The 25266-nt window shown below is 46.9% G+C and carries 27 protein-coding genes; 7 read left to right on the plus strand and 20 right to left on the minus strand.

Translation table 11 applies throughout. The features are described 5' to 3' along the window. Positions 1–20: 20 nt before the first annotated feature. From ACO0KY_RS00480 to gpmA, 7 genes are all read right to left on the minus strand, one after another. Entirely contained in the window at positions 21–563 is a 543-nt protein-coding gene (locus ACO0KY_RS00480; RefSeq protein ID WP_423043373.1) for a hypothetical protein, read from the minus strand. 274 nt (positions 564–837) lie between these two features. Continuing rightward, positions 838–1617 (minus strand): spermidine synthase, encoded by a 780-nt coding sequence (locus tag ACO0KY_RS00485; RefSeq protein ID WP_423043375.1) that lies wholly within the window; start codon positions 1615–1617, stop codon positions 838–840. Next, positions 1614–2261 carry a glutathione S-transferase family protein gene (locus tag ACO0KY_RS00490; RefSeq protein WP_423043377.1) on the minus strand — a complete coding sequence of 216 codons (648 nt, stop codon included), beginning with the start codon at positions 2259–2261 and terminating at the stop codon, positions 1614–1616. Before ACO0KY_RS00490 ends, ACO0KY_RS00485 begins: the two co-directional genes overlap by 4 nt. Beyond that, on the minus strand, positions 2262–3035 hold the full coding sequence (locus tag ACO0KY_RS00495) for a HesA/MoeB/ThiF family protein (RefSeq protein WP_423043379.1): 774 nt from the start codon (positions 3033–3035) through the stop codon (positions 2262–2264). Between the two features lie 112 nt (positions 3036–3147). Then, positions 3148–4632, minus strand: coding sequence for a S41 family peptidase (locus tag ACO0KY_RS00500; RefSeq protein ID WP_423043381.1), 1485 nt, complete (start codon positions 4630–4632; stop codon positions 3148–3150). A gap of 14 nt (positions 4633–4646) precedes the next feature. Beyond that, a complete protein-coding gene (locus tag ACO0KY_RS00505; protein WP_423043383.1) occupies positions 4647–6026 on the minus strand; it encodes a peptidoglycan DD-metalloendopeptidase family protein in 1380 nt (459 codons plus the stop codon). Between the two features lie 6 nt (positions 6027–6032). Continuing rightward, positions 6033–6779 (minus strand): 2,3-diphosphoglycerate-dependent phosphoglycerate mutase, encoded by a 747-nt coding sequence (gpmA, locus tag ACO0KY_RS00510; protein ID WP_423043385.1) that lies wholly within the window; start codon positions 6777–6779, stop codon positions 6033–6035. Positions 6780–6927: 148 nt separating this feature from the next. Between gpmA and ACO0KY_RS00515 the strand changes: the two genes are divergently transcribed. The 5 genes from ACO0KY_RS00515 to ACO0KY_RS00535 all read left to right on the plus strand — a co-directional run bounded on the left by ACO0KY_RS00515 (position 6928) and on the right by ACO0KY_RS00535 (position 10275). Next, positions 6928–7329, plus strand: coding sequence for a rhodanese-like domain-containing protein (locus ACO0KY_RS00515; RefSeq protein ID WP_423043387.1), 402 nt, complete (start codon positions 6928–6930; stop codon positions 7327–7329). 14 nt (positions 7330–7343) lie between these two features. Beyond that, entirely contained in the window at positions 7344–7622 is a 279-nt protein-coding gene (gene grxC, locus ACO0KY_RS00520; protein ID WP_186912748.1) for a glutaredoxin 3, read from the plus strand. 374 nt (positions 7623–7996) lie between these two features. Then, a complete protein-coding gene (gene secB, locus ACO0KY_RS00525) occupies positions 7997–8488 on the plus strand; it encodes a protein-export chaperone SecB (RefSeq protein WP_186912749.1) in 492 nt (163 codons plus the stop codon). Between the two features lie 66 nt (positions 8489–8554). Then, positions 8555–9004, plus strand: a complete 450-nt coding sequence (locus ACO0KY_RS00530; RefSeq protein ID WP_186912750.1) for an SH3 domain-containing protein — start codon at positions 8555–8557, stop codon at positions 9002–9004. A gap of 272 nt (positions 9005–9276) precedes the next feature. Continuing rightward, complete coding sequence (locus ACO0KY_RS00535) at positions 9277–10275, plus strand: NAD(P)H-dependent glycerol-3-phosphate dehydrogenase (RefSeq protein WP_423043390.1); 999 nt, start codon at positions 9277–9279, stop codon at positions 10273–10275. 19 nt (positions 10276–10294) lie between these two features. Here the strand turns inward: ACO0KY_RS00535 and ACO0KY_RS00540 are convergent, their stop codons facing one another. Further along, complete coding sequence (locus tag ACO0KY_RS00540; protein ID WP_186912752.1) at positions 10295–10507, minus strand: hypothetical protein; 213 nt, start codon at positions 10505–10507, stop codon at positions 10295–10297. A gap of 875 nt (positions 10508–11382) precedes the next feature. Here ACO0KY_RS00540 and ACO0KY_RS00545 point away from each other — a divergent pair. Continuing rightward, a complete protein-coding gene (locus ACO0KY_RS00545) occupies positions 11383–11742 on the plus strand; it encodes a hypothetical protein (RefSeq protein ID WP_423043392.1) in 360 nt (119 codons plus the stop codon). Between the two features lie 406 nt (positions 11743–12148). Here ACO0KY_RS00545 and ACO0KY_RS00550 read toward each other — a convergent pair whose 3' ends face one another. The 11 genes from ACO0KY_RS00550 to dapF form a co-directional block, all read right to left on the minus strand. After that, entirely contained in the window at positions 12149–12658 is a 510-nt protein-coding gene (locus ACO0KY_RS00550) for a GAF domain-containing protein (protein WP_186912754.1), read from the minus strand. Next, positions 12651–12860 carry a hypothetical protein gene (locus ACO0KY_RS00555; RefSeq protein ID WP_423043394.1) on the minus strand — a complete coding sequence of 70 codons (210 nt, stop codon included), beginning with the start codon at positions 12858–12860 and terminating at the stop codon, positions 12651–12653. The genes ACO0KY_RS00550 and ACO0KY_RS00555 overlap by 8 nt, the downstream gene beginning before the upstream one ends. Positions 12861–12892: 32 nt before the next feature. Next, the gene (gene hslU / locus ACO0KY_RS00560) at positions 12893–14230 is read right to left on the minus strand and encodes an ATP-dependent protease ATPase subunit HslU (protein ID WP_423043396.1); all 1338 of its coding nucleotides are present in this window, start codon (positions 14228–14230) and stop codon (positions 12893–12895) included. A gap of 118 nt (positions 14231–14348) precedes the next feature. Beyond that, positions 14349–14885, minus strand: coding sequence for an ATP-dependent protease subunit HslV (hslV, locus tag ACO0KY_RS00565; protein WP_186884391.1), 537 nt, complete (start codon positions 14883–14885; stop codon positions 14349–14351). Between the two features lie 138 nt (positions 14886–15023). Next, a complete protein-coding gene (locus ACO0KY_RS00570; protein WP_423043398.1) occupies positions 15024–16466 on the minus strand; it encodes an STAS domain-containing protein in 1443 nt (480 codons plus the stop codon). A 466-nt stretch (positions 16467–16932) separates the two neighbouring features. After that, positions 16933–17337, minus strand: coding sequence for an RNA polymerase-binding protein DksA (gene dksA, locus ACO0KY_RS00575; protein ID WP_186912830.1), 405 nt, complete (start codon positions 17335–17337; stop codon positions 16933–16935). A gap of 207 nt (positions 17338–17544) precedes the next feature. Beyond that, positions 17545–18621, minus strand: coding sequence for a CobW family GTP-binding protein (locus ACO0KY_RS00580; protein WP_186912758.1), 1077 nt, complete (start codon positions 18619–18621; stop codon positions 17545–17547). Positions 18622–18657: 36 nt separating this feature from the next. Continuing rightward, positions 18658–19161, minus strand: coding sequence for a Fur family transcriptional regulator (locus ACO0KY_RS00585; protein WP_423043401.1), 504 nt, complete (start codon positions 19159–19161; stop codon positions 18658–18660). A 239-nt stretch (positions 19162–19400) separates the two neighbouring features. After that, complete coding sequence (locus ACO0KY_RS00590; protein WP_423043403.1) at positions 19401–20372, minus strand: tyrosine recombinase XerC; 972 nt, start codon at positions 20370–20372, stop codon at positions 19401–19403. Between the two features lie 20 nt (positions 20373–20392). Continuing rightward, positions 20393–21052 carry a DUF484 family protein gene (locus tag ACO0KY_RS00595; RefSeq protein WP_423043405.1) on the minus strand — a complete coding sequence of 220 codons (660 nt, stop codon included), beginning with the start codon at positions 21050–21052 and terminating at the stop codon, positions 20393–20395. 12 nt (positions 21053–21064) lie between these two features. After that, positions 21065–21916, minus strand: coding sequence for a diaminopimelate epimerase (gene dapF, locus ACO0KY_RS00600; RefSeq protein WP_186912761.1), 852 nt, complete (start codon positions 21914–21916; stop codon positions 21065–21067). A 205-nt stretch (positions 21917–22121) separates the two neighbouring features. Between dapF and ACO0KY_RS00605 the strand changes: the two genes are divergently transcribed. After that, positions 22122–22616, plus strand: a complete 495-nt coding sequence (locus ACO0KY_RS00605; RefSeq protein ID WP_423043407.1) for a porin family protein — start codon at positions 22122–22124, stop codon at positions 22614–22616. Positions 22617–22698: 82 nt separating this feature from the next. On the opposite strand, the gene ACO0KY_RS00610 is transcribed toward ACO0KY_RS00605, so the two are convergent. Next, positions 22699–25014 (minus strand): methyl-accepting chemotaxis protein, encoded by a 2316-nt coding sequence (locus ACO0KY_RS00610; protein WP_423043409.1) that lies wholly within the window; start codon positions 25012–25014, stop codon positions 22699–22701. Positions 25015–25266: the final 252 nt, after the last annotated feature.

The raw sequence follows: 25266 nt of genomic DNA on the forward strand, positions 1-25266 counted from the left end.
TTTAGTGCTTTCTTTGCATATCAATCACAGGCATCGATATGGTCAAATTTTTCGGCGCGTGTCCAGCCCATTGCACCTTTGCTGTTCCGTACTAACTTCCACCAACTCATCACGCTTTTTTGTGCATCCTCGCGCGGCATAGTCCTCAGGCTCGCACCGCTCTCATAAACTTTACCTTGATACCAAAACAAATAATAAGCTTCGCCCAAAGGTGTCAGCATGTAGACAACATCATCAGCATGTAGCTTAAGTTGCGGGGCGTTACTACCCTTAATAAAGCCATCATCAACAGTTTTATTTATCTTCACCACACCAGGCTGTTCGGTGACCACAACTCCAGTTAAACCTTTAACTTGTTCGCCCCGTTGAATGCGAAACAGAACTGGTGATTTATCATCGCGTCGCGTATGAACAGGTACCTCATCATTTGCTGTCCAGTCGCGATATGTACAACATTCAAACGGACACACGCCCCAATTTTCGTAATTTGCTGGTGGTTTCTCCTGCGCGCTTACTGTCATCGTCAGCAGCGTTAAAAACATGACTGAAAATAGTTTTTGCATGATTTTTAGTGAGATTGAATAAGCAATACCACACTTTAAAATGCTTTCAAATTAATGGCAATATGTAAATTAATTGCGGATTGTAGCCGCCAAATTGAGTTGCTGCGTGACTCTGATATGGCACATCCGGCATCGTTTTAAGTGGTTTGAAAGTATTCGATATTGATGGCGGTGATAGGTTAAATTTGTGCGGCAAGGGAGTGAACGACACTAAATTCCAGCCATTCGCTGGAATGAGCAATGTGCATTGAAGCGCACTATCTATCTGAGGTGGCTAATCAGCCATCCACGCCTTCAAACCATTCACCCATTTCGCCGCTGGTAATTTCATTGTGAGTCTGATTTCTGTCGCGCGTTCGTAGAGCGCTTCAAAATCGACGGAGGGGGCTTGCTTAAAAGCGATGGCTACCGTGTTGGCATCATGTACCATCGGTAACCAGACCACGGCATCAAAGGCGGCTTCCAGGGCTTCAATATTGGCGTTGCAGTTGGCTTCGTAATTGTCGGGATTGCCGAACAAATTGACGGTGAGCATGCCATTGTCTTTCAGGCAATCGGCACAGGCTCGATAAAATGCCGGGCTGCTTAACGCTGGTGCTTCGGCGGCGGCATCGTATAAATCGACTTGTAAAATATCGAGCTGATGGTGGTTGTTGCTGTCGCAGACAAATTCCATGGCGTCCATTTCCAATACCCTCAAGCGCTCATCATTGGGTGGTAGTTTGAAATGTTCGTGACAGGCTTTGATTACATGGGGATTGAGTTCAATTGCGGTTATTTTGGTCTGCGGGAACTGGCGGTAACAAAACTTGGTTAAGGACGCAGCGCCAAGCCCCAGCTGCGCGATATGTTGCGGATCTTTTTTAAACAGCAACCACATCATCATTTGCTGCACGTATTCTAGTTCGATCTGGTCTGGCATGGCCAGCCGCATAGACCCCTGAATCGCGTCGGAAGATAAATGCAAATTACGCACCCCGATAAATTCTGAAATACTGACTTCAGGGTGCGTTTGCGCAGTTTGCAGGGCGCGATACATCTCTATCGGTTTCACTCCGGTTTTACCTCAGGCCAGGTGCTCAGAGCTTCGATAGCGTGCATTTTTTTCCAGCTAGGACGACTTGTGACCAGATGAGTCAACTTGTTCAAGGCTGGCCATTCGGTGGCGGGTTTGGGCATGTTGCGAGACCAGCGCATCAACATGGTCAGAAATAAATCAGCGGCAGAAAATTGTTCACCCAACAGATATGGACCATTTTTGCTCAGATGCGTTTCCAGATGTGACCAGATGGTTTCTATTTTATGTTGTAAGGCCAGGCGCACAGGTTCCGGATGTTCGGTATAGCCAAGGTCACCAGGATAAAACCAGAAACGAAAAGTCGATTGTAAATCGTTGCTCAGATAGACTAGCCATTGCCGCCACAGATCGCGTTCAACACTGCCCGCGACTGGGACGAGCCCAGCTTCAGGATGGCGTTCTGCCAACATCATCAACAAAGCAGCGGACTCGACATAAGCTTTGCCATCGACGACCAGGGTAGGAACGACGCCATTAGGGTTCAGCGCCAGATAAGCGGCATCTTTTTGTTGTCTGGTCTCAAAATCAACCAGTTTGAGTTCATGTTCTGCACCAATTTCTAACAAAGCCAGATGAACTACCATGCTGGCGGTACTGGGACAATAGTAAAGTGTGTACATTTAATGTGCCTGATGGGGTAAGTTAGCTGAACTACTGCAAACCGGACAAGCCGGATTTTTTTGAATTCCTATCGTTGTCCATTCCATGCGCATGGCGTCGAGCATGAGCAAGCGTCCTTTGAGCGATTCGCCGATGTGCATGATCAGCTTCAGTGCTTCAGCGGCTTGCATCGTACCGATAATTCCAACCAATGGCGCAAAGACGCCCATGCTGGAGCACAGCACTTCTTCAAATTGTGCTTTAGGGGGGAATAAACAGGCATAACATGGGGCATTGCGATCGCGTTGATCAAACACGCTGATCTGTCCATCAAAACCGATGGCTGCACCTGAGACTAAAGGCACCGCAAACTTTGCACAGGCAGCATTGACCGCGTGTCGCGTGACAAAATTATCGCAGCAGTCAAGCACGATGTCGGCCGCGTGGACTAATTCTTCCAGTCGCTGATCTTGCGCCCGTTCTTGCAAGGGGATAACGATAATTTCCGGGTTGATCTGTTGCAGACTTTGTTGTCCCGAGATCACCTTAGCCAAACCGACACGATCCGTCGTATGCAAAATTTGGCGTTGCAAATTGGTCAGATCGACCGTGTCATTATCAATCAGCGTCATGTGACCGACCCCGGCACTCGCCAGATACAGTGCCGCTGGCGAGCCTAAGCCACCAGCGCCGATGATCAATGCACGCGCAGCATTGATTTTTTCTTGCCCCTCAATGCCGATCTGTTCGAGCAAAATGTGGCGGGAATAACGGAGAAGTTGATTATCGTTCATCAGGCTTAGCGGCAGAAAATATCAAGATTCAGTCAAAGTGTAGTTGAAGTTTGCACACTGATCATCGTAAAAAAAGGCCGCTGGTCGCGGCCTTTAGCAGGATCACTGATGCTTATTTTTTCTTGTCCGACTTATCTGCTTTGTCAGCCTTCTCAGCCTTCTCAGACTTATCAGCCTTATCGCCGCCTTCTTTATTTTCGTGAACGTCTTTTGGCTCTGTGACTTTGACTGGCAAGCCTTTCAGATGGTTCAGCGCTTGCGCTAACTGATAGTCATCTTTGCTACCGTATTCTAAAGGCTTGCTTTTCTTCGCCAGGGCAATCAGGCGTTGCTCTTCTTCCAGTTCATCGACTTTTGGGCGAGTAGATTCAGCTTCTTTATCGTTGCTCAGATGCTTTTGCAAATCGGATTCACGGGTACGCAAACTATTGAAGCCATCGCCATCTGCTGTTTCTTCGACATTAAAATCAGGCACGATACCTTTCGCCTGAATGGAGCGACCGTTTGGCGTGTAGTAGCGTGCGGTGGTCAATTTAACTGCGGTATCAGCAGAAATTTGGCGGATGGTCTGTACTGAGCCCTTACCAAAGCTCTGTGTGCCAATGATTGTGGCACGTTTGTAATCTTGCAGAGCACCAGCAACAATTTCTGAGGCGGAGGCAGAACCGGTATTGACTAGTACTACCATTGGCACGTTTTTTACGGCTTCCGGCAATTTTGCTAAAGGATCGCCAGAGACTCGACCAGAATAAAATTCACGTTTGGCGTAGAACGTGGCTTTGGAATCAGGCAATTGACCATTGGTTGAAACAACAGGCACATCTTTTGGCAAAAATGCGGCAGCAACACCGACTGCGCCTGGTAACACGCCACCTGGATCGTTACGCAAATCCAGCACCAAGCCTTTGATAGAAGGATCCTGGGCGTACAACGTCTGGATTTTTTTCGCCATATCTTCAACGGTCGGCTCCTGGAATTGCGAAATACGCAACCATGCATAACCAGGTTCGACCATTTTTGCTTTAACGCTCTGTTGTTTGATCAACTCACGTGTGATCGTCACAACGATGGGCTTGTCTTCGTTTTTGCGGGCAATCGTCAGGGTGATCTTGGTGTTTGGCTCGCCGCGCATTTTTTTAACTGCGTCGTCGAGTGTCAAACCTTTGACGGGGAGTGCATCGAGGCGAGTGATCAGATCGCCTGGTTTTAAACCTGCACGATAGGCAGGTGAATCTTCGATAGGAGAGATGATTTTAACGTAGCCATCTTCCATGCCGACTTCAATACCCAAGCCGACGAATTTGCCCTGCGTACCTTCTTTAAGTTCTTTGAAGGCTTTTTTATCAAGGTAGGCTGAATGAGGATCCAATGAGCCGACCATGCCTGAAATGGCTTCGGAAAGCAATTTGCTGTCATCGACAGGTTCTACGTAGTCTGATTTGATCAGACCGAACACGTCTGCCAACTGGCGCAGCTCTTCAACCGGGAGTGGGCTGGCAGCATTTTTTTGTGCCATTGCTGAAAATTGCATGGATGCTGCCACGCCAGCGACCATGCCCAGGCCGATTAAACTAAAATTCTTAAATTTGCTGCCCATGTTTCACCTAAAGCCTATTTAACGACGATCCAGTTCAGTGGATCAAATACCCGTCCCTGATGACGGATTTCAAAGTATAAACCTGATTGCTCATTACCGCCGCTGTTTCCGGCGCTGGCGATGATATCGCCAGTCTTTACCGTGTCGCCTACATGTTTCAACACGGCCTGATTATTACTATACAAACTCCAGTATTGGTCGCCATGGTCAACAATAACCATGTTGCCGTAGCCTTTATACCAATCTGCAAAAATTACCTTGCCGCTGGCGATGGCCTTTATCTCTGTGCCTTCAGCAGCCTTGATAAACAAGCCTTTCCAGCTCGGCCCATCTCCGCGCTTAGTGCCAAAACGCGCGAGAATTTCACCTTTTACCGGCAAATGCAATTGGCCTTTTAAACGGTCAAACTCGCCGGAAGCCGTGGTTTCCACCCTGTTTTTCTTCGGTGGCTCATCCGCGTCGATCGCATTTGGATTGCTCGCATTATTACTTGCACTTTTGATCGGTGCCGGTTTTTTACCTGTTTTTTTATCGTTTGCAGCTTGTTCAGCTAACCTTGCCTTTTCTTTTTGTGCAGCTGCAATGCGTTCTTGCCTTTGTTTTTCTTCCTGTTCAGCGCGTGCTTTATCCGCTTTTGCCTGCTCTTCAATTAATTGATTCAAGCGTGAGACAAGATTACTCAGCCTTTGTTCATCTTTTTGTAGACTATCTGCCTGTTTTTTTTGTGCATATAGTTTGTCTGATAATTGACTGACTAATGCAGCATGTTTTTTCTTTTGTTTTTCTAAATCTTCTTTGTGTTGCTTTTGTTCTTCAGCGATATCATCCAGATCTGCTTTTGCATCTTGCGCTTCCTGGGTGTTTTTTTCTACTGCTTGCAAGCTACTACGCAAACTTTCTATCATTTTTGCTTGTGTTTGCGACACATAACCCATGTATTGCAAGTCGCGATTGATGCGATTAGGGTTATCGCCCGAGAGCAACAATTTGATGCGATCGCTGTCACCACGCATATATTGGCTGCGCAGGAATGCAGAGAGCTGCGTTTTTTGTTTTTCTACCTGGGTTTTGAGCGCCAGTTGTTGTTCTAGTAACTGCTTGAGTTTGTCTTCAGTCTGAATTTGTTCGTCCTGCAAGTCGCGCAAAGAACGATCTGCCTCTGATATTGCTTGTTCCGATTCTGCCAGTGCATCATTGGCGTGGTCTTTTGCATTTTCGGTTTTGTTGATATCGGTCTTGAGGGCTTTTAATTTTTGTTGTAATTCTGCACGTGCGGCTTCTGCCTGGGTCTTTTGCTGGGTGCGCGCATTACTAGCGGCAAGACTCAGGCAGGCTGTGCCGCCAAACGACAGGCACAGCAGGGCAGAACACAATAATCGGGTCGATTTTTGCATCAAGGTTTATTTAGCTTTGCCTTGGCTGGCAACTGCTTTCAACGCCGCATCAATGGCTGCCTGATCACCGAGATAGTAATGTTTGATCGGTTTCAGATCGGCATCGAGTTCATAGACCAATGGCTGACCATTCGGTATGTTGAGGTTAACGATATCCTCGTCGCTGATGCCATCAAGCATTTTGATCAGGGCGCGCAGACTGTTGCCGTGTGCCGACACCAGTACACGTTTGCCAGAGCGTATTGCTGGTGCAATACTGTCTTCCCATGCTGGCATAACGCGTGCAACGGTGTCTTTCAGACATTCTGTGACCGGGATTTGGGCGCGATCCAGACCTGCATAGCGTGGGTCTTTGTAAGAGGTGCGGTCATCGTCTTCTGCCAATGGGTTTGGCGGTGTGTCATAGCTACGGCGCCATACCAAAACCTGTTCATCACCGTATTTGGCGGCAGTTTCTGCTTTATTCAGGCCCTGCAGTGCGCCATAGTGACGTTCGTTTAAACGCCAGTCGTGTACTACTGGCAACCACATCAGATCCATCTCATCGAGGGTGCCCCAGAGGGTACGGATCGCCCGTTTGAGTACCGAAGTGTAAGCGACGTCAAAGCTAAAACCTGCATCTTTGAGTAATTTGCCGGCTTGGGTGGCTTCAGCAACGCCTTTCGGAGTCAGATCAACATCGGTCCAGCCGGTGAAGCGGTTATCGAGGTTCCAGGTGGATTCGCCGTGGCGCATTAAAACGATTTTGTACATGATGGAGTAGTATTGTCGTGGTTAGTATTCGTAAAAAAAAGCCGTTCACATACTTGTATTTTTGCATTAAAGCTTTAAGTAATATGTGTCATCAGCATCTATTTTATAATGACGGGCTTCTTATAACCATTTTTACTACTGGAAACCTGTGAAATTCATTCTTGATAATATTTTTCTGATCGGTATTGCCCTGATTTCTGGTGGTGCTTTGCTGTTCCCGATGTTGCAACGTCGTGGCGCCAAAGTGTCGCAATTCCAGGCAACCCAATATATGAATCAGGGTAAAACCCTGGTGTTAGACGTGCGTAACGCGGAAGAATTTGCTGCAGGGCATTTGCCTAATGCAAAAAATATCCCGTTGGCAGACCTCAATAATCGTATAAAAGAAATCGAAAAGTCCAAAAATACGGTGGTGATTACGGTCTGTGCACAAGGTGTACGATCTGCGAATGCGGCTGCGTCGTTAAGCAAAGCCGGTTTTACCCAGGTGTTTAGCCTGGAAGGTGGCACAGAAGCCTGGAAAACCCAGGGCATGCCCATTGTTAAATAAGTAGGAGTAAAGAAATGACTGCACCCGTGAATCCCCAAGTCCTGATGTATAGCACCGCGGTTTGCCCATACTGCACCATGGCAGAACGCTTGCTGAAATCCAAAGGCGTCGAGGAAATTGAAAAGGTCAGAGTTGATCTGGATCCGGCCGTGCGTGAAGCAATGATGGCAAAAACTGGCCGTCGCACTGTGCCGCAGATTTATATTGGTGACACCCACGTTGGCGGTTTTGATGATTTATCAGCGTTGGATCGTGCTGGTAAGCTCGATGAGTTGTTGCATCCGGAAGCGTAATTCCCCGCATCGTAGAACAACGTCAGCACCATAGCATCTCGTTGGAGAGTAGTTTGCTCAAATCCAGAGGTGATTTTCTGCGGTGTTGGCGTTTTTTTTCGCCTTTTTCAGGATTTTCCCCTGATTTTGTTCGGACTTGATCAGTAAATTGCTGTTTATCGGGTCTACTTGCTACAATATGACGGCGCGATCTTGAAATGGTCAAAAATGGCCTTATCTGTCAGTCTCGCTGTGTTTTGTCAGGGCATTCGCAAAATTGTCCTGGTGAGGGTGGCGGTGACAGTATACGAGTGCGGCCAGGTGCCATAATACCGTTGGGGCGGTTTTGCGTAAGTCCTCATTATTTAATCTTTTAGAATTTTAGAAAGTCTCACATGTCTGACGAAAATCTGCAGCCCGTATTCCAAATTCAACGCGTATATCTAAAAGATTTGTCGCTTGAACAGCCAAATTCTCCAGCGATTTTCCTGGAACAACAGGCTCCTGGCATCGAAGTATCCGTGGATGTTGGCTCTGAAAAGCTGGCTGATGGTATTTTCGAATCGACAGTGACAGTCACAGTTACCGCAAAAATCGGCGATAAAGTTGCATTCCTGGTTGAAGGCAAACAAGCTGGTATTTTCGAGGCACGCAATATTCCTGAAGATCAACTCGACCCATTGCTGGGTATCGGTTGCCCTAACATCATTTATCCATACCTGCGTTCTAACGTAGCGGATGCGATCACTCGCGCAGGTTTCCCACCGATCCACCTGTCTGAAATCAATTTCGAAGCGTTCTACGCACAACGTTTGCAAATGGCTGCTGAACAAGCAAAATTGGCAACTGACGGCGCAAACACTGCAGCACCAGCAACTATCCAATAATTTTCAGTAACTGACTGGTTTGGCCGGCATGTCTGGCCACGCCAGTTTTGTTTGTGAAAGAAGTCCATGCGTCGTTTGATTGCAACCTGCTGCGTTAGCTTGCTGCCTATGTTGGCAAGCGTCTCTGCGCAAGCCATAGAATTCCGTTCGGTCGGTGCTTCTCCCGTCATCATGTACGATGCGCCTTCGCAAAAGGGCGGAAAATTGTATGTCGCGCCGCGAGGAATGCCAGTGGAAGTGGTATTTACTTCAGGTGCCTGGAGTAAAGTCCGGGATATGTCGGGTGACTTAAGCTGGATCGAATCCAAAGATTTGATTACCCGTCGTAATCTGATTGTGAGAGTAGCAAATGCCAAAGTACGCGAAACTGCCGACGACGCTTCGCCTTTGGTATTTAGTGCTGATAAAAGTGTCGTGCTGGAAATGGCTGAGCCTGCTACCAGTGGCTGGGTCAAGGTCAAACATCGCGATGGACAATTGGGCTATGTGAAGGTCAATGAAGTCTGGGGACTGTAATTTTTAGTCAGACATTGGCTATAGCTTACAAATAAAAAGGACAGCGTGCTGTCCTTTTTATTTGTATTAAATTCTGAATTTAAGTTCTGAATTTAAGTTACGAATAAGATGTTTTGAATATACTCCCCTACATAAAGTAAAATTTTAGCCAATTCTCAATGCCTTATCTGGCGATAAAAAATATACTAATAGGAGTATCTGAATTGTCGGTCATTCACGTCGAATCGGACTAGATTAATCATGCTGTTGAAATTTAACCATGGGGTATGACCATGAACATTAGCGTATTGGGTGCTGGCGCCTGGGGTACTGCGGTCGCAATAGCCCTGACTGCAAAAAATAACGTGTTGCTATGGGGTCGTAATGTTGCTGCTATGAATGCCATGCAAAAGCAGCGTGAGAACACCGTTTATTTGTCTGGTTTTCCTTTGCCGGCCAATCTTGAAGTGAGTGCCGACTTTGAAGCTGCCCTGCAACACGCCAATGGTGAACATGATTTATTGGTCATCGCTACCTCCGTGTCTGGTTTGCGCCCGACCTTATTGGCCTGCCAGTCTTTTCAACCTAAGAACGTCATCTGGTTGTGTAAAGGCTTTGAAGAACAAACGCAATTGCTTCCACATCAAATTGCACAGGACATTCTGGGGGCAGACGTGCGTACCGGTGCATTGCTCGGCCCCTCTTTCGCTCAAGAAGTTGCCAAGGGTTTGCCATGCGCATTGACAATTGCTTCTGACTCTCCTGACTTGTGCCAACTGGTTGTTCAGGCGCTACATGTGAATGCGATGCGCGTCTATTCCAGCGATGACCTGGTTGGCGTCGAAGTCGGTGGAGCGGTCAAAAATATTCTGGCAATTGCCACTGGCGTCGCGGATGGCCTGGGATTGGGTTTGAATGCCCGCGCAGCCTTAATGACCCGTGGCCTGGCAGAAATCAGCCGGCTTGGTGTGGCTTTAGGCGGTAAAGCCGAAACTTTGATGGGTTTAACCGGCGTCGGCGATTTGATTTTGACATGTACCGGCGATCTGTCACGCAATCGCAAAGTGGGTCTGGCGCTGGCGCAGGGCAAAACCTTAGACGCGATTGTTCAGGATCTGGGGCACGTGGCCGAAGGTGTGCGATGTGCGCAGGCAGTACGGTCGCTGGCGCAGAAGCTGGGTATCGATATGCCGATTACCAATGCGGTTGCAGGCGTTTTGTTTGACGGAATTTCAGCGCCAGAAATGATCGCCCGTTTGCTGTCGAGGGACGCCAAACAGGAAGCGCACTAAGTACGAATTTGTCCAAGTGCTAGTAATGCCGCCTGAGTTCCGGGGTATATAAGACGCGCTGGATAACTGGTTCCGGAATCTCTTGATGTCTGAGAAAAGTCATGGCTCTGGCTTGCCCCAGCACATCTTGATAGTAAATACCAATATCGACTAAAAAGCGAGTGGTGATATCCCGACGCCGCAAAGGTCGGGCGTATTTGCGCATTGTTTTCCGGCGACGACATCCAGGCATGATCTGTTCCTTAGCGGAGTGGATTAATCCAGTCTAGATGACCCGGTCAGGCTTTGCTAGTGTTGTTGCAAAGAAAAATGCCAGCGCAAAACTCTTTAGCAATTGCAGAGATCAATCACGGTGTGCCTGAAATAAAGTTGCTATTCTTAAAATTTTAAATTATCGCAAGTGTGGCTGCTATTTCATTTTGGAAATTGAGAAAACTGTACCCAAAAGTTTTTGAATTTTATTTCACCTCAAATAGCAAAAATGCTTACACAAAAAGAGTAAAAAAATCAGAGAGTTCTTGAGCATATCAATTTTGGTCAATGGTACTTTTTTGCTCTATGGAATCCGGATTGATCATTTATACAGCAGAAAAGTTATACGACCGGACACTTTATAAAGTCACGCTATTTTTGCGACACATAATTTTATATTAAGATTGATTCGTAATTTATCTGCTAAAACCATTAATAGAAACGTCCGGTTTCTGATTAAACGTCTGCCTCCAATGGGCACTGACTTGTCACTGCCGGCCAGACATCATTGACGGCTAACCGAGTTTAGCGGTCATTCAGCATTACGCAACTCGCTAGACCTTTGCGTTGCGGTCTAAAATATTCTGAAAATTTCCTGGATCAGGGCTTATAAGCCCTCTCTCGGGTAATCTGGATGCAAGTGGTTTCTTAATTTAGCTGCTACCGAATTTAGCGAACTTACGGCCAGGTTTTGACATTTACCGCTTTCTTCAAGATGGCAATCGGTGAAATTTTTACGTTATTACCGTATCAACTTCTAGTCCTTCAAGATACATTCGTGTTTTCACGAATACGCGGATGAATATTTTTTTCTTAATATCGTCGAAGAAATTATAGTCCTAACTTCCATGAATGATGGAAATCAAAAAAACACAAAAGGAAACCACAATGAAAATGCTTCTAATATTAATTTTGCTTAGTAGCTTATTTTTGTCGGGCTGCACCAAAAATAAAATCGACGAAAAAAATCATATAGCAATGACAGAAGATACGTGCATGCAATTTGGGGCGAAATACGATGAAGAGCAAGGAAGGAAACCCGGAACCTGGACAGTCGGCAATGACGGAAGTTGTGAAAGCAAGTCCACAACTCATGTAAAAAACACAGAACAAGAGTGTGTCAATTTTGGGGCAAAGCGTGACAAGGAAGAAGGGAGGGACGCCATGATCTGGACATCTGATGTCGATGGAAACTGTGTAGGCAGGTCAAAATAAAACAATGAATGTCTGCAAACCGGTGCTCATTGATCGCTATTCATTAATGAGGCGAAACATTCTTGGGACTGTAGCTCAATTGATCATACGCATTCAGATCAAATCTTAAGTCGGCTTTCCATTTTCGACGCCAATAAGTGGTTCATTGAAAAATGACTGGGTGTTTTTTGAAAAGGCAATTGATGGATCATTTCATCTGAATTTGCGCCATATTGATTGCCGTTAAATTGGTCGCAAAGACAAAACGATTGTTGAACCAAAAACAAAGAGGCCCGGATTTCTCGGAGCCTCTCAATTTGAAATAAAAAAAACTATGCCAGCGTGATCAAAAATAGTTCACATCTTCTTGTGAATGGCAAAGCGTGGAAGTTGGAATATCTTAAAAGTCTATAACCGCTGAAGTTGTTTAGGAAAAATCAGTGGCTTCTACAAATGCTGCCACCATCGCTTCCAGACCTTGCTGGTCTTCGGTGGAAAAACGACGCAGGCGTGGGCTGTCGATATCAAATACACCAAATAACACACCGTCCTTGATCACCGGAATGACGATTTCAGAATTTGATGCTGAATCGCAAGCGATATGACCAGGGAAAGCATGCACGTCTTCGACCAGGATAGTCTGGCGTTGTGCCGCGGAAGTACCGCACACACCGCGTTTGAAGGGAATACGTGCGCAAGCGACTTTGCCTTGGAATGGGCCAACCAGCAAATCTTGTGGAAATTCAGCCGTTGGATTTTTCGCTGGCGTGCACAAATAAAATCCTGCCCAGTTTAGATCGCTGATGCTGTGATAAACCAAGGCCGAAAATTGCGCTGCATTCGCACTCAGATTGCGTTCACCTTCCAAAATACTGCTGACTTGACGTGACAGAAGAGCGTAGTCAGGTTTATCGCTTGCTGCGGTAGTTTCAAACATTGTCGTTCCCGTTGGGTTTGGTCGATGAAGCAGCACTGGTGTCAGAGTCTGACTTGGTTTGCCGTACCTCTTTCACCGGTTTTTGTCTCAGATAGGCTGGAATTGTACCCGCACCGCGCTGATTTTTCAGGCGGGCAGGGATTTGTGAGGGTTCCACCCGGAATTGCATTTTTTGACGTGTTGCTAATGCTTTATTCGCCATAGTGAAACTCGCAAATGTGTTACCCGAGATGCTTACAGTACGTAGCGCGACAAGTCTTCGTTCACAGACAAAGCTTGCAGGCGTTGATCAACATATTCAGCGTCGATGGTAATCGTCTTGCCACTGTTTTGATGGGCGTCGAAAGAAATTTCTTCCAACAGTTTTTCCATCACTGTGTACAAACGACGGGCACCGATGTTTTCCGTGGTTTCATTGACGGAATAGGCAATACCAGCCAAACGTTCCACCCCTGCAGGTGAAAACTCGATAGTCACATCTTCGGTCGCCAGTAAAGCCTGATATTGACGTGTCAGACAAGCGTCGGTACCCGTCAGAATACGTTCAAAATCAGCCACGGATAAGGATTCCAATTCGACGCGGATAGGAAAGCGCCCCTGTAATTCAGGAATCAGATCGGATGGCTTCGCCAGATGGAAAGCACCAGAAGCAATAAATAAAATATGATCGGTTTTGATCATGCCGTATTTAGTATTGACGGTGGTACCTTCGACCAGCGGCAGCAAATCGCGTTGCACACCAGCGCGTGAGACTTCCGCGCCGCCGACATCCGAGCGTGACGCAATCTTGTCGATTTCATCCAAAAACACAATACCGTTTTGTTCCACGTTGCGGATCGCTTCTTGTTTTAACTCTTCTTCATTGACCATCTTGCCCGCTTCTTCTTCGGTCAAGAGTTTTAATGCTTCTTTGATTTTCAGCTTACGGGACTTTTTCTTACCGTTACCCATACCAGAAAACATGGTTTTGATTTGCTCGGTCATTTCTTCCATGCCCGGTGGCGCCATGATTTCCATGTGGGTGACTGGCTCGGCGACTTCAATTTCGATTTCTTTATCGTCCATTGCACCTTCGCGCAGGCGCTTACGGAAAGTCTGGCGGGTGGTGTTGTCCGCTGGCGCAGCTTCGGTATTTTCTGGGTGAATGCCAAAATCACGTGGTGGTGGCAGCAGGATATCGAGGATGCGATCTTCTGCCGCGTCTTCAGCACGCGCACGAACTTTACGCGTCGCTGCTTCACGTGTTTGTTTGATGCCGATATCAACCAGATCACGAATGATGGTGTCAACGTCGCGACCGACATAACCTACTTCTGTAAATTTGGTTGCTTCGATTTTGATGAAAGGCGCATCGGCGAGTTTTGCCAGACGACGTGCAATCTCGGTTTTACCTACGCCGGTTGGGCCTATCATCAGAATGTTTTTGGGGGTGATTTCGTGACGCAGGGGTTCTTGCACCTGCTGTCTGCGCCAGCGGTTACGCAGCGCAATGGCGACGGCACGTTTGGCTTTGGCTTGTCCGACGACATGTTTATCAAGTTCGGAAACAATTTCTTGCGGAGTCATGTTCATGATTATTCCTATCTGCTTCTTTGCACTTTCCGCGCTTTTTGTCGTGGCGGGCAGTGTTTTTTGCAAAATCTGGTGATTAAAGATCGCTATTAGCGCGTTGTACGTTGGTACGTTTGCACTATTCCAGCGTTTCTATCGTGTGTGATAAGTTGGTGTAAATACATAATTCACCCGCGATAGTCAGCGACTTCTTGACGATTTCAACGGGTGATAAATCGGTATTTTCAAACAGGGCGATGGCGGCTGACTGGGCAAATGTGCCACCGGAGCCGATTGCACCAATACCTTGGTTAGGCTCTAAGACGTCACCATTGCCGGTGATCACTAACGTGGTGTCTTTATCAGCGACCAGTAACATTGCTTCTAAACGGCGCAACATGCGGTCGGTACGCCAGTCTTTAGCTAACTCGACGGAGGCGCGCATCAGATGACCCTGATGCTTTTCTAATTTTGATTCGAAACGTTCGATGAGAGTAAAAGCATCAGCAGTGCCGCCGGCAAAACCGGCTAGTACTTTGTTGTGATACAGCTTGCGCACTTTGCGCGCTGTGCCCTTCATAACGATATTGCCCAGAGTAACCTGACCATCGCCGCCTAAGGCGACGACATTACCGCGTCGTACCGTCAAAATGGTGGTGCCGTGAAATTGTTCCATGTATTCCTCATGCAAATTTGAAACCTGCACTTGTTCGAATGAAAACAAATGCAAGGAGGTTGCGCTCATTGCGCAAGCAGACTTCAAAGAAAATGGGGTGCTTCCGAAGAATTACAAGATGAGGATAGCGAACGCGTTTTAATGTTTGCGCAGGGTAATGCTGGCGATATTTTTTAAGCCCATGGCATTAAAGAGCATCATGACAAGGTAATTCACTTCTCTGAATTCGATCGACATACCGCGTTTGGCGGCGATGGGGGCCAACCCATTGAGTAATTCTGCAGAGGCGCTAAATTCAACGCGCTCCAGCTTAGAACAATCAAGTACCAGAGGATTTAAATGTTCAGCTTTGTCTGAAATTTGGTTGATCAAAGGTTCAACCCGTCCTTCGATAGAAGCGGGCATCATGAATCGATCGGCGTATTCTTCCTCGGCTGATGCCTTGATCTCAGGGAAGGAGCTGGTGACATTCACTTTTGGGGCTTCAAATGAAGGTGGCGACACCTCAAACGTGATGCAGTAATCCATACTTGCTTCTTCGAACGCACGTTCAAAGTGAAGCAATTGCAGTATCTCAAGCAACAAAAGCCACGGGGCTTCAGTTTCGTCACGTCTGCCAACCTGCAATATCGAGCGAATTTTTTCCGCCAGATCTTGTGCGCTGACCAACATCAGATCGTGGCCGGTCTTTTTCAGGTTTTTCAGACTGCGTAATAACAAACCACAACCGATAGGATCAACTTCTTTAATGCGGCTGAAATCTAAACGCAGGGATTGGCTCTTTGCACTTGTTTGCTGCATTTTTTCAAGTACTTTGACGATCCCGCTATCGAGTTTTGGCGGAAACATAATACTTGGCGTCACGCCATTTGCTTCGGAAAGGGTATCTGTATTCACGAACCCGTTGTTCTCCGGCCAAAGAGGCGGCGAGGTTTCAAATTTGTTCGCATAGTCCAGAGAGAGGCTCTCGAACTTGTGCTGATTATTGGTAATGCGATACAAATCAAACAGCATTTGCCAGCCAATTTCAGTGGCTGAACTTAAATTCTGGTGGTGAACGGCAGCGTTGAGCATTTGCTCAGCGACATCATTTTGACCGCTGGCGAACAGGATCGCTGCTTCTTCGAGTACCGGTACGGATTCGCTATATGAAACCGCAGCGCCCGACATTTCTGAATGATGGCCGAGCAGATAGTCGGTTGGCATCGTCATCGGCAGGGTCGTTTGAAATTCTACCGCGGATGGTCTCACACCAAATGGTTGCGTAGTTTCAGTGATGTCGTAACGACTATTTTCGCTTAATTTGCCGACTGCTTTTGGAATGCCTAATTTACTAACTGCCGGTGGGCGAGTTTTAACGATGTCGCGCGACATTTCAAACTCAATCGCGTCAATCTTGCGTTCGGTGGCGCGCGCGATGTGACGTTGAGCGATGATAGAATTGGTAAAGATCTCGCTATCCTGGAAGCCGGTAATGACCGTGTTCGCAGATTTAGAACGAGTTTTCCTGGCAGAAGATTTCTCGGTGGAGTGATCTTCTTTCCTGCCACCTTTTTTACCAAAAAGAGAAAAAATCCCCACTGTATTCCCGAAAATAATTGACGCCAAAAAAACGGCAGTAAATTGACAAGGTTTAAGTATATTCTGATTTTAGTATCAATTGTAAGCGGCAGATACAAGCTTTAACCATTTTTATAAAAGGGGAAAGCGAAGGATTGCCTGAGAGTATTTAAAAATACTGTATTCGAAGAATTTCATCTGTATTTATAATGATTTTTCGAGAAAAACAAAAGATTCCTTTTTTTCGCGCCAATAGTGGGAAAATTCTAAGAAAACAGACCATTACAATTGGTAACATTATTTCCGTCGGAAAATATAACTTCTATAAGGTTTTTGGGTTTTTTCCAACATTTTTTTCGTTGGTTTGGTGGGTATTTACAGCGCATTGATGTAGCGGTTCCACGCGTAAATAAAAAAAAGCGCGACTGAGGTCGCGCTTTTTTTATTAAAACTGCCATCAATTTTGACGGCATAAAGATGCCGAAAATTAATCGCCGTACAGCTTTTGTTTCATTTCGCGTCGTTGCTGCGCTTCCAGTGACAGCGTTGCAGTTGGACGTGCGAGCAAGCGTGGAACACCGATAGGTTCGCCAGTTTCTTCGCACCAGCCATAATCGCCTTCGTCAATGCTGGCGATCGCTTGTTGTACTTTTTTCAGAAGCTTGCGCTCACGGTCGCGCGTGCGCAGTTCCAGAGCATGCTCTTCTTCTATCGTTGCGCGGTCGGCCGGGTCTGGCACCAGCACAGTTTCACGAAGATGCTCGGTCGTTTCATCGGCATTCTTCAATAAATCCTTTTCAAGCTGCTGCAAACGGGCCTTGAAAAATGCCAGTTGTGCAGCGTTCATATAATCCTTCTCTCCCATCGCGAGGATTTGTTCCTCGGTGAGCAGAGCTTCGGGGGCGCTGACTGTAGCAGTCGATTTAGGTGATTTAGTTGCCACTTCGCTTACTTTCGATACAACGGGTTAATACGTAGAAAAAATCTAAAATGAACATTCATCTTAGATAATTATCCTCCCCTTACTGACAATCGCAATGATATTGTAAAGATTGTCACTTGTCCAACAGACAATACCTATTATCAGTAGCCCGATAGTTTATACCAAACAATGCTCTAAACCTTGAATAAATATCTCTTTTGGCAGATTTTTCCCAATAAAGACGATTTTACTTTCTTTTATTTCATCATCGCCCCACTTCATACCGACATCTGTCCCCATAATTTGGTGAACTCCTTGGAAAATCACTTTTCTGTCAGCGTTTTGCATATACAACACACCTTTGTAGCGCAGCATGCGGGGGCCGAACACCTGAACTAAGCCGCCGAGAAACTCGTCGAGTTGTCCGGTATTGAATGGGCGCGTACTTTTAAATACAAAAGCGGCGATGTCATCCGTGTGGTGCGAGTGATGGTGATTCTGATGGCTGTGATCCTCATGCGCATGGTGTTCATGTTGGCAGTCGGCATCGCAATGTTCGTGGTCGTGCTCATGATCATGCGCATGTTCTGCTTCTTCGGCACGTAAAAAATCCGGATCCAGATCTAATTTGGCATTTAAATTGAAACCCTTCAGATCCAGCACTTCGGCAATTGCGATCTTACCGAAATCAACGGCTGCAATCGGTGCACGCGGGTTCATGCGCGTTAAGCGGCTGCGCAAGGTGGCGACCTCAGCAGCTTCTACCAAATCGGTTTTGGACAGTAGGATTTTGTCCGCAAAGCCAACCTGGCGCTGTGCTTCTTCATGTGCGTCCAATTGTTGCATAGCATGACGCGCATCAACGACCGTGACCACCGCATCGAGCATGTAGTAGGTACCAACTTCTTCATCGACAAAAAAAGTTTGAGCGACTGGACCAGGGTTCGCGAGTCCGGTGGTTTCAATGATCACGTGATCAAAATCAATTTTGCCTTCATTTTTTTGTTGTACCAGTTTGGACAAGGCGACGATCAGATCACCACGTACCGTGCAGCAAATACAGCCATTATTCATTTCGATAATTTGCTCATTGCTATCCTGGACCAGGATTTCATTGTCAATGTTTTCCTGGCCAAATTCATTCTCAATGACCGCAATTTTGAAGCCGTGATTTTCTTGCAGAATACGATTCAATAACGTGGTTTTTCCTGCGCCTAAAAAACCAGTCAGGATGGTGGTTGGTATCAGTGCCATAGGTATTGTCTTTTTGGTGAGTGCATTATGTGAGAGCTATTGTGCGCAATCGGCGCACCAGCCTTTAATTGTCAGTTCTATTTCGTGGCTTTGAAAACCAGCGCCCAGCGTTGTTTCTAGTGAACTTTCTAGCTTGGTTTGCCACGGTTTGGTCATGATGTTGTGGTGTGAATCATCGTCGAGGCAAAACACGCGGCTACAGCGGGTGCATTTGAAATGCCCGTGGGCATGTTGTGGGTTCGCCTGGTGTCCGTGCATAGGCTGTTCTTTGCCGGTGTTGTAGCGAAAAACTCTGTCATCCCCGGAAATTTTATGTGCGATGCCAGCATCGGTCAGGCAATCGAGAGCGCGGTACAGCGTGACTCTGTCCATGGCTGGTAGTGCTGCTTGCACATCCAGATGCGACATGGCGCGGTTGCTGCCCAGTAATACTGCCAGAACCTGACGTCGAGCAAATGTTGCACGCACGCCGCTTGCTTCCAGCATGTTTGCTGCGGGAAGATCTTCGTTGGAAAGCGTCTGCTTAGGTTCGGTTTTCATTATCCATGTGCTTTTGGGTCAGGCGGATATTATGCATCAAAATGCAATTGAGTTGCAAAAGATGGCTATATTCTCCTCAACGTTTTGACTTAACCGCAGCGGCGAACCTGAGGCCAGTGTACTGATATCGGGGAGTGGTGTTGACGGGTGTTTAATATATACTAGGTAGGAGTATAAAAAAATGCCATTGCATTCACAATGACAAATGGCATAAAAATAAAAAATGACGGGGGAGTATCTTATTTCTTTGCGCGTGGATGGGTGGCATCGTAGACCTTCGCCAGATGCTGAAAATCCAGCGATGTATAGACTTGTGTTGCGGCAATTGAGCTATGTCCGAGCATTTCTTGTACCGCGCGTAAGTCACCCGAGGATTGCAACACATGCGAAGCAAACGAATGACGCAACATGTGTGGATGCACATTGGCTGGGATGTCCAGACTTTGAGCATGTGCTTTAATGCGCAGTTGCACCAATCGTGCTGACATACGGGTACCACGTCCGGTTAAAAACAGTGGATGAGGATCTGCTTTGAGCAAGCTGCCACGGATCGCTATCCATTCCCGCAATGCCTGGATTGCTGGGCCACCAACCGGAACGATACGCGGTTTGTTGCCTTTACCTGTGACATGAACTTCGGCTTCTTCAAGATCGACCCAACCAGCGGAACTGTAGTTACCTTCGTGAATAAATTGGATGTCTAAACCGATCAATTCTGAGACCCGCAAACCACTGGAATACAAAAGTTCAAACATAGCGCGATTTGCCAACGGCGTCGCCTGATCTGGGCTACCTTGCGATACGAGGCGTACTGCATCATCCGCGCCAAGTGCCTTTGGTAAGGGTTTATTCTTTTTCGGTGCGCGTATGCCCTCAACCGGGTTGCTGGCTAAGCCATGTTGTTCCATCAACCAATGGTAATAGCCACGCCAGCTCGATAGTTTGCGTGCAATGCTGCGCGGATTAAGCTCACGCGCATGCAATTGAGAGGTGAAACGGCGTATATGTTTGGTTTCGAGACTTACCAGCCCTTGTGTGCCGGCGAGCTGCTGTAATTCTTGCAAATCAAGCTGGTAGGCGCTAATTGAATGCGGTGAAAGTTGGCGCTGACTGCGCAAAACTTCCAGATAGTCGTTGATACAGGCATTATCCGCAGAATGTTCATCACACCCATCCCTTGTTATTTCAGAATGGGCGTTTTGGTTACTCATGAGCATGTGCCGCGTTGCGTTTATTGATCGATCAGGCAAGCTAATGCGGCACTGGTGGTATCCGCAATTTTGATCAGGAAATCAGTACCCATATCTTTGGTATAACGTGCCGGATCAGGTGAGCCTAATACCAATAAGCCAAAGGTTGGCGACGTTGCAGATAAACGTAAAGGCAACATGGCCAAAGACCGCACTGGTTCGCTGGCATCGATCCAGCTGGCCGCTTCAAAATCCTGATTAGCGCCGCAGAAAGGAGTTTTTAAACCTTTGGCAAACAGCATGGAATCTTCGCTGGCAGGTTCGGAGAACCAGGTATGCGTAAATTCAGGCGCGACGCCCCACAAGCGCAGCGTAGCGTGTGGTAAAGCAAAAATGTCCTGCAGACCTTGTGTCAAAATGAAAGGCAAATCAACATCATTGCGTGCCAGCAGGAGGGTGCGCGTCCACACTTGAAATTTTTTGGTAATGTCGAGATTCTCGTCAGCATGACGCATCAAATCGGCGAGTTTTAATTCTAATGCACGGTATTTTTCGCGTACCACTTCCATTTGCCGTTCTTGCAGCGAAATAGCGCGACCCATGACCGGGCTGGTGAGTTTAATAGAGCTCAGCAATTCTGCATGTTCTTCAAAAAAATGCGGATGCTGGATCAGATACGTTGCGATGTCAGTTGAATTCATTAATTACTTTGATCAGAGATTAATTTCGCCTTCGAAGACCGTGACGGCCGGCCCACTTAGCATGACAGGTTTTCCTGCACCTTGCCATGCAATTAACAATTCACCGCCGTGCATAGTTACACGAACCGGGCTATCGAGCAAGCCACGGCGTATGCCCGCCACCACGGCTGCACAGGCGCCAGTGCCGCAAGCCAGTGTTTCGCCCGCGCCACGTTCGAATACGCGCAAGGAAATATGCTGACGGTCATTGATTTGCATAAAGCCAGCATTGACGCGACGTGGGAAGCGAACATGGTGTTCAATTTCTGGCCCTTCGTTAGCGACTGGATAGCTGTCGAGGTGCTCAACCACTTGCACCGCGTGAGGATTGCCCATAGACACCACAGAAAACAAACAGGATTTTGCGTTGATTTCTATCGGCCACAAGATATCGTCCGCTAGCGCTACCCCATGGAGCCCGGTTGCATCAAATGGAACTTTGATCGGTTCCAGTATCGGCGCACCCATATCGACCGTGATGCTACCGTCCGCTTCCATGCGTGGTTCTATGATGCCGCTCATGGTTTCGACGCGAATGTTGCGTTTGTCCGTCAACTTTTTTTCAATTACAAAACGGACAAACGCGCGTGAGCCATTACCACATTGCTCAACTTCGCCACCATCGGCATTAAAAATACGGTAACGGAAATCGACGTCCGGCTGTTGTGGACGCTCGACCACCAGAATTTGATCCGCACCAATACCGAAGCGGCGGTCAGCAATCTGCTTCCATTGTTCCGGTGTGAACTGGATATCCTGATTAATGGCGTCGATCACGACAAAGTCGTTACCTGCGCCGTGCATTTTGGTGAATTTGAGTTTCATATTGACATTATATCGCGGGATACGTCGCCAGACGAAAGCCACTAAGGGAATTCGTCAGAGGGCGTTTGTACTGACCTTTTCCAGGTTTGTCATTTGTTGTAAAACAACAAAATTGTTAAAAACTGTTTGATAAAGCCCTGGTTTAGATTGTAAGATTCGACCTCGAATTTTTTATGTTAATTAATTGATAATTACAAGGTCTATGATGTTGAAAAAATTAAGCATTGCAGTTGCTATCGCCGCTCTGTCTATCTCCGCTCAAGCACAAACAGCAACACCTTTCTACGTTGGTGCTGATGTTGGTTCCACAACGATCGATAGTTTGTCCGGCGACAAAACTAGCTACGGCGCATTTGCTGGTTACAAATTCAATCAAAACTTCGCAGCTGAAGTTGGCTACCGTCACCTGTTTAAAGTCAACGTAGGCCCTGTTTCCGCTGACGTAACACAGGCTTCTATCTCTGCTTTGGGTATCATTCCTGTTTCTAAGGAATTCCAAGTGTTTGGTCGTTTGGGCTATAACGACAACAAAGTAAGCGCAACTTATGCAGGTTACAACGTATCCAAATCGGAATCTGGCGCATTGTATGGCGTTGGCGTTCAATACCAATTCACAGCAAACGTTGGCGCACGTCTGGAATTCCAAAAACCAGCTAGCGACACTAAAAACTACAGCGTTGGTGTTACTTACGCATTCTAAACGTCAGCCAATTTAGTTGACGAATGAAAAAAAGGCTGCCACTTGCTGGTAGCCTTTTTCTTTTTGGGGGTCTGCTTTGTGCTTAGGTTTTGTAGATGCCGCAACCGATGACAAGATTCTCAGCAACCGCCTCAATATACGAGGTTTTGTGTTCCACTTTTTGGGAAACCGGGTTGGTGATTGAATAGTCCACCCAGCCTCCTTCAGCAGGTAAGGCGAAGGCATCCTGGACTAATTGACGACCGTCTAAGCCAGGTAGATTGAATAAATTGACTTTGAGCTTTTCGGCGTTGCCGCCAAAAGCCAGATACTGACCCTCACGATTAAAAGCAAACACGTACATATCTTTGTCAGCATAGAGATGCTGCGCGTTGGTCGTAATAGTGGCGAGTGCTCGCTGACCTATCTGTTGATACAAAGCAACAGCCTTTTGTACCAAGGCAAATGCTTCATCTGCGGTTCCCTGACGTAGCTTAAACGCAGCGACTGCGTTACTCAGCAAATTTGCACGTTCTTCCAGATTGATGGCGACATGCTTGGCATGATCAGCCATTTGACCATTGCTTTGGGTGATCTCGTCGAGATTTTTCAAGGCTTCAGAAATTTGACTTAGCCCATTACTTTGCTCAACCGAAGCCATCGATATTTCATTAATGCTACCCGCCAAATCGCGTATGCCTTTGACGATATCGGTGAGTGTCTGGTTAACGTCATTGATTTGCTGAACGCCAGTTTTAACCTGATGCACTGATTCGTCAATGAGCAATCGAATTTCTTTCGCTGACGCTGAGCTGCGTTGCGCCAGATTGCGTACTTCGGACGCTACAACAGCAAAGCCGCGTCCTTGTTCACCCGCTCGGGCTGCTTCTACTGCCGCATTGAGCGCCAAAATGTTAGTCTGAAACGCGATACCGTCAATGATGCTGATAATGTCTTGTACTTTTAACGCACTAGTCTGTATCTGTTGCATGGACTTGACCGCCTGTTGCATGGTTTCGCCGCCAGATTCAGCAATGAGGCTGACATTGGATGCCATGCGGTCGACCTGTGCCGCACTGTCGGCATTGTTTTTGACGGTATCAGCGAGATCTTCCACACTCGCCGACGTTTGCTCAAGGCTGGATGCTTGTTGTTCGGTGCGCGCGGAAAGGTCGCTGATATTGTGCGCTAAGCCTTGCCCGACTTGGGAAACCATATGGGCATTACTGCGCACGTTGGCGACCAGTGAAGATAAATTCAGATTCATTTCTTCCAGTAACTTGCCAGTTAGGGCAAGTTCATCTTTACCATCCAGATGGATTTGTCTGGTCAGATCACCGGCAGATACGGCCTTCGCAGACTCGCCCAGAGCGGCGACAGCATTGAGTAAGTTAGTATAAAACACCGAAAATAAACAAATGATCAACAACCCAAACACTGCAACCAATGTAAAAATCAGATGTTTGATGAATCCAAGTCTGCCTTCACGTTGGCTCAACAGCGTGTGCAAGCGCGTGCTTAGGCCTTCCTGTAGTTGTAAGGCCTTATTAATCGTTGCTGTTCCCTGTTCAAAGAAAATATTGGCATCACCTATGATCTCCTCTCCCAGGAGGTTTTTTCTGGCACTTGCTATCAAGTCCTGACTGGCTTGAATTGCAACTGCCTGTTCTGCCGGAAAAGCTTCACCGGATCTTTGCAAAGATCCACGCAGATTGTCCATGGCTTCCTGTGCCATGAGTAAGGTGTCTATGCGTGCAGCTACACGAGCTTTACCATCGGGAGGCATATTCTTTGATTTGATATACCCAGCACCTACACCGCGCAATTGTGCAATTTGCTCAATCCAGACTGGGAGTTTTTGAATCGAAGCATCCACTAAAAAATACGAATTGGCTGCTGGGTCACGTACTAAACCACTTTGTTCTGCCGTGAGTGATATGAGTTGTTGTAAGCGTTTGATCAGGGTCGTGTGCTGAAGCATATTTTCAGCACTATCGGCAGCTATTTGCCCGGCAGCGAGGTGTTGGAGTTCGTCGTATATTGGCTGCCAATCAGATGAAAGTTGCCAGTGAGGTTCTGTCTTTATATCCAGGCTGGCTTGTTCACTTTCGGCTTTGATGAGTGTACGTATCTTTTCCAATACAGGATCAACATTTTCACCGGCCAACTTCAAATTAACCAGACCACGATGCTTTTGGACCTGAATCATCAGATCAATTTGGCGCCCGGTAAATGTAAGCCCACGTAGTTCAGATGTGGCAGTTTCAAAATCAGTGTTAACTCTTTGCAACACAAAGATGCTCGCACAGAAAATTGGGATGAGCATCATCGCAAATACAGCAAGCAACTTAGTCCGTAACGTGAAGGTACCTAAGAGATGACTGATTGCACCTTGAATAGAGCGAAAAAACGGCGGCATGACGTTTCCCAATCTGGATTGATTGCTGCATGACAGTTATGTTACATCAATTTATAAATTGCAAAATATCTTTTTAAAAAAACATTTATTGCTTCATTTGTATGCAATATCGTCCAAAAACAGACATGATGACCAGTACACTTTCATAAAGTGTCAGTCATACTGTACCGGTGTTTTTGTGTTGCACTGTCCATTGGGACGGACAATACAGCATGTTAATGTGCGCCCACAATTTAAAGTATATGATGCACC

Origin of the sequence: Undibacterium sp. Dicai25W, from assembly GCF_049340505.1 — a bacterium.
GTDB lineage: Bacteria > Pseudomonadota > Gammaproteobacteria > Burkholderiales > Burkholderiaceae_D > Undibacterium > Undibacterium jejuense.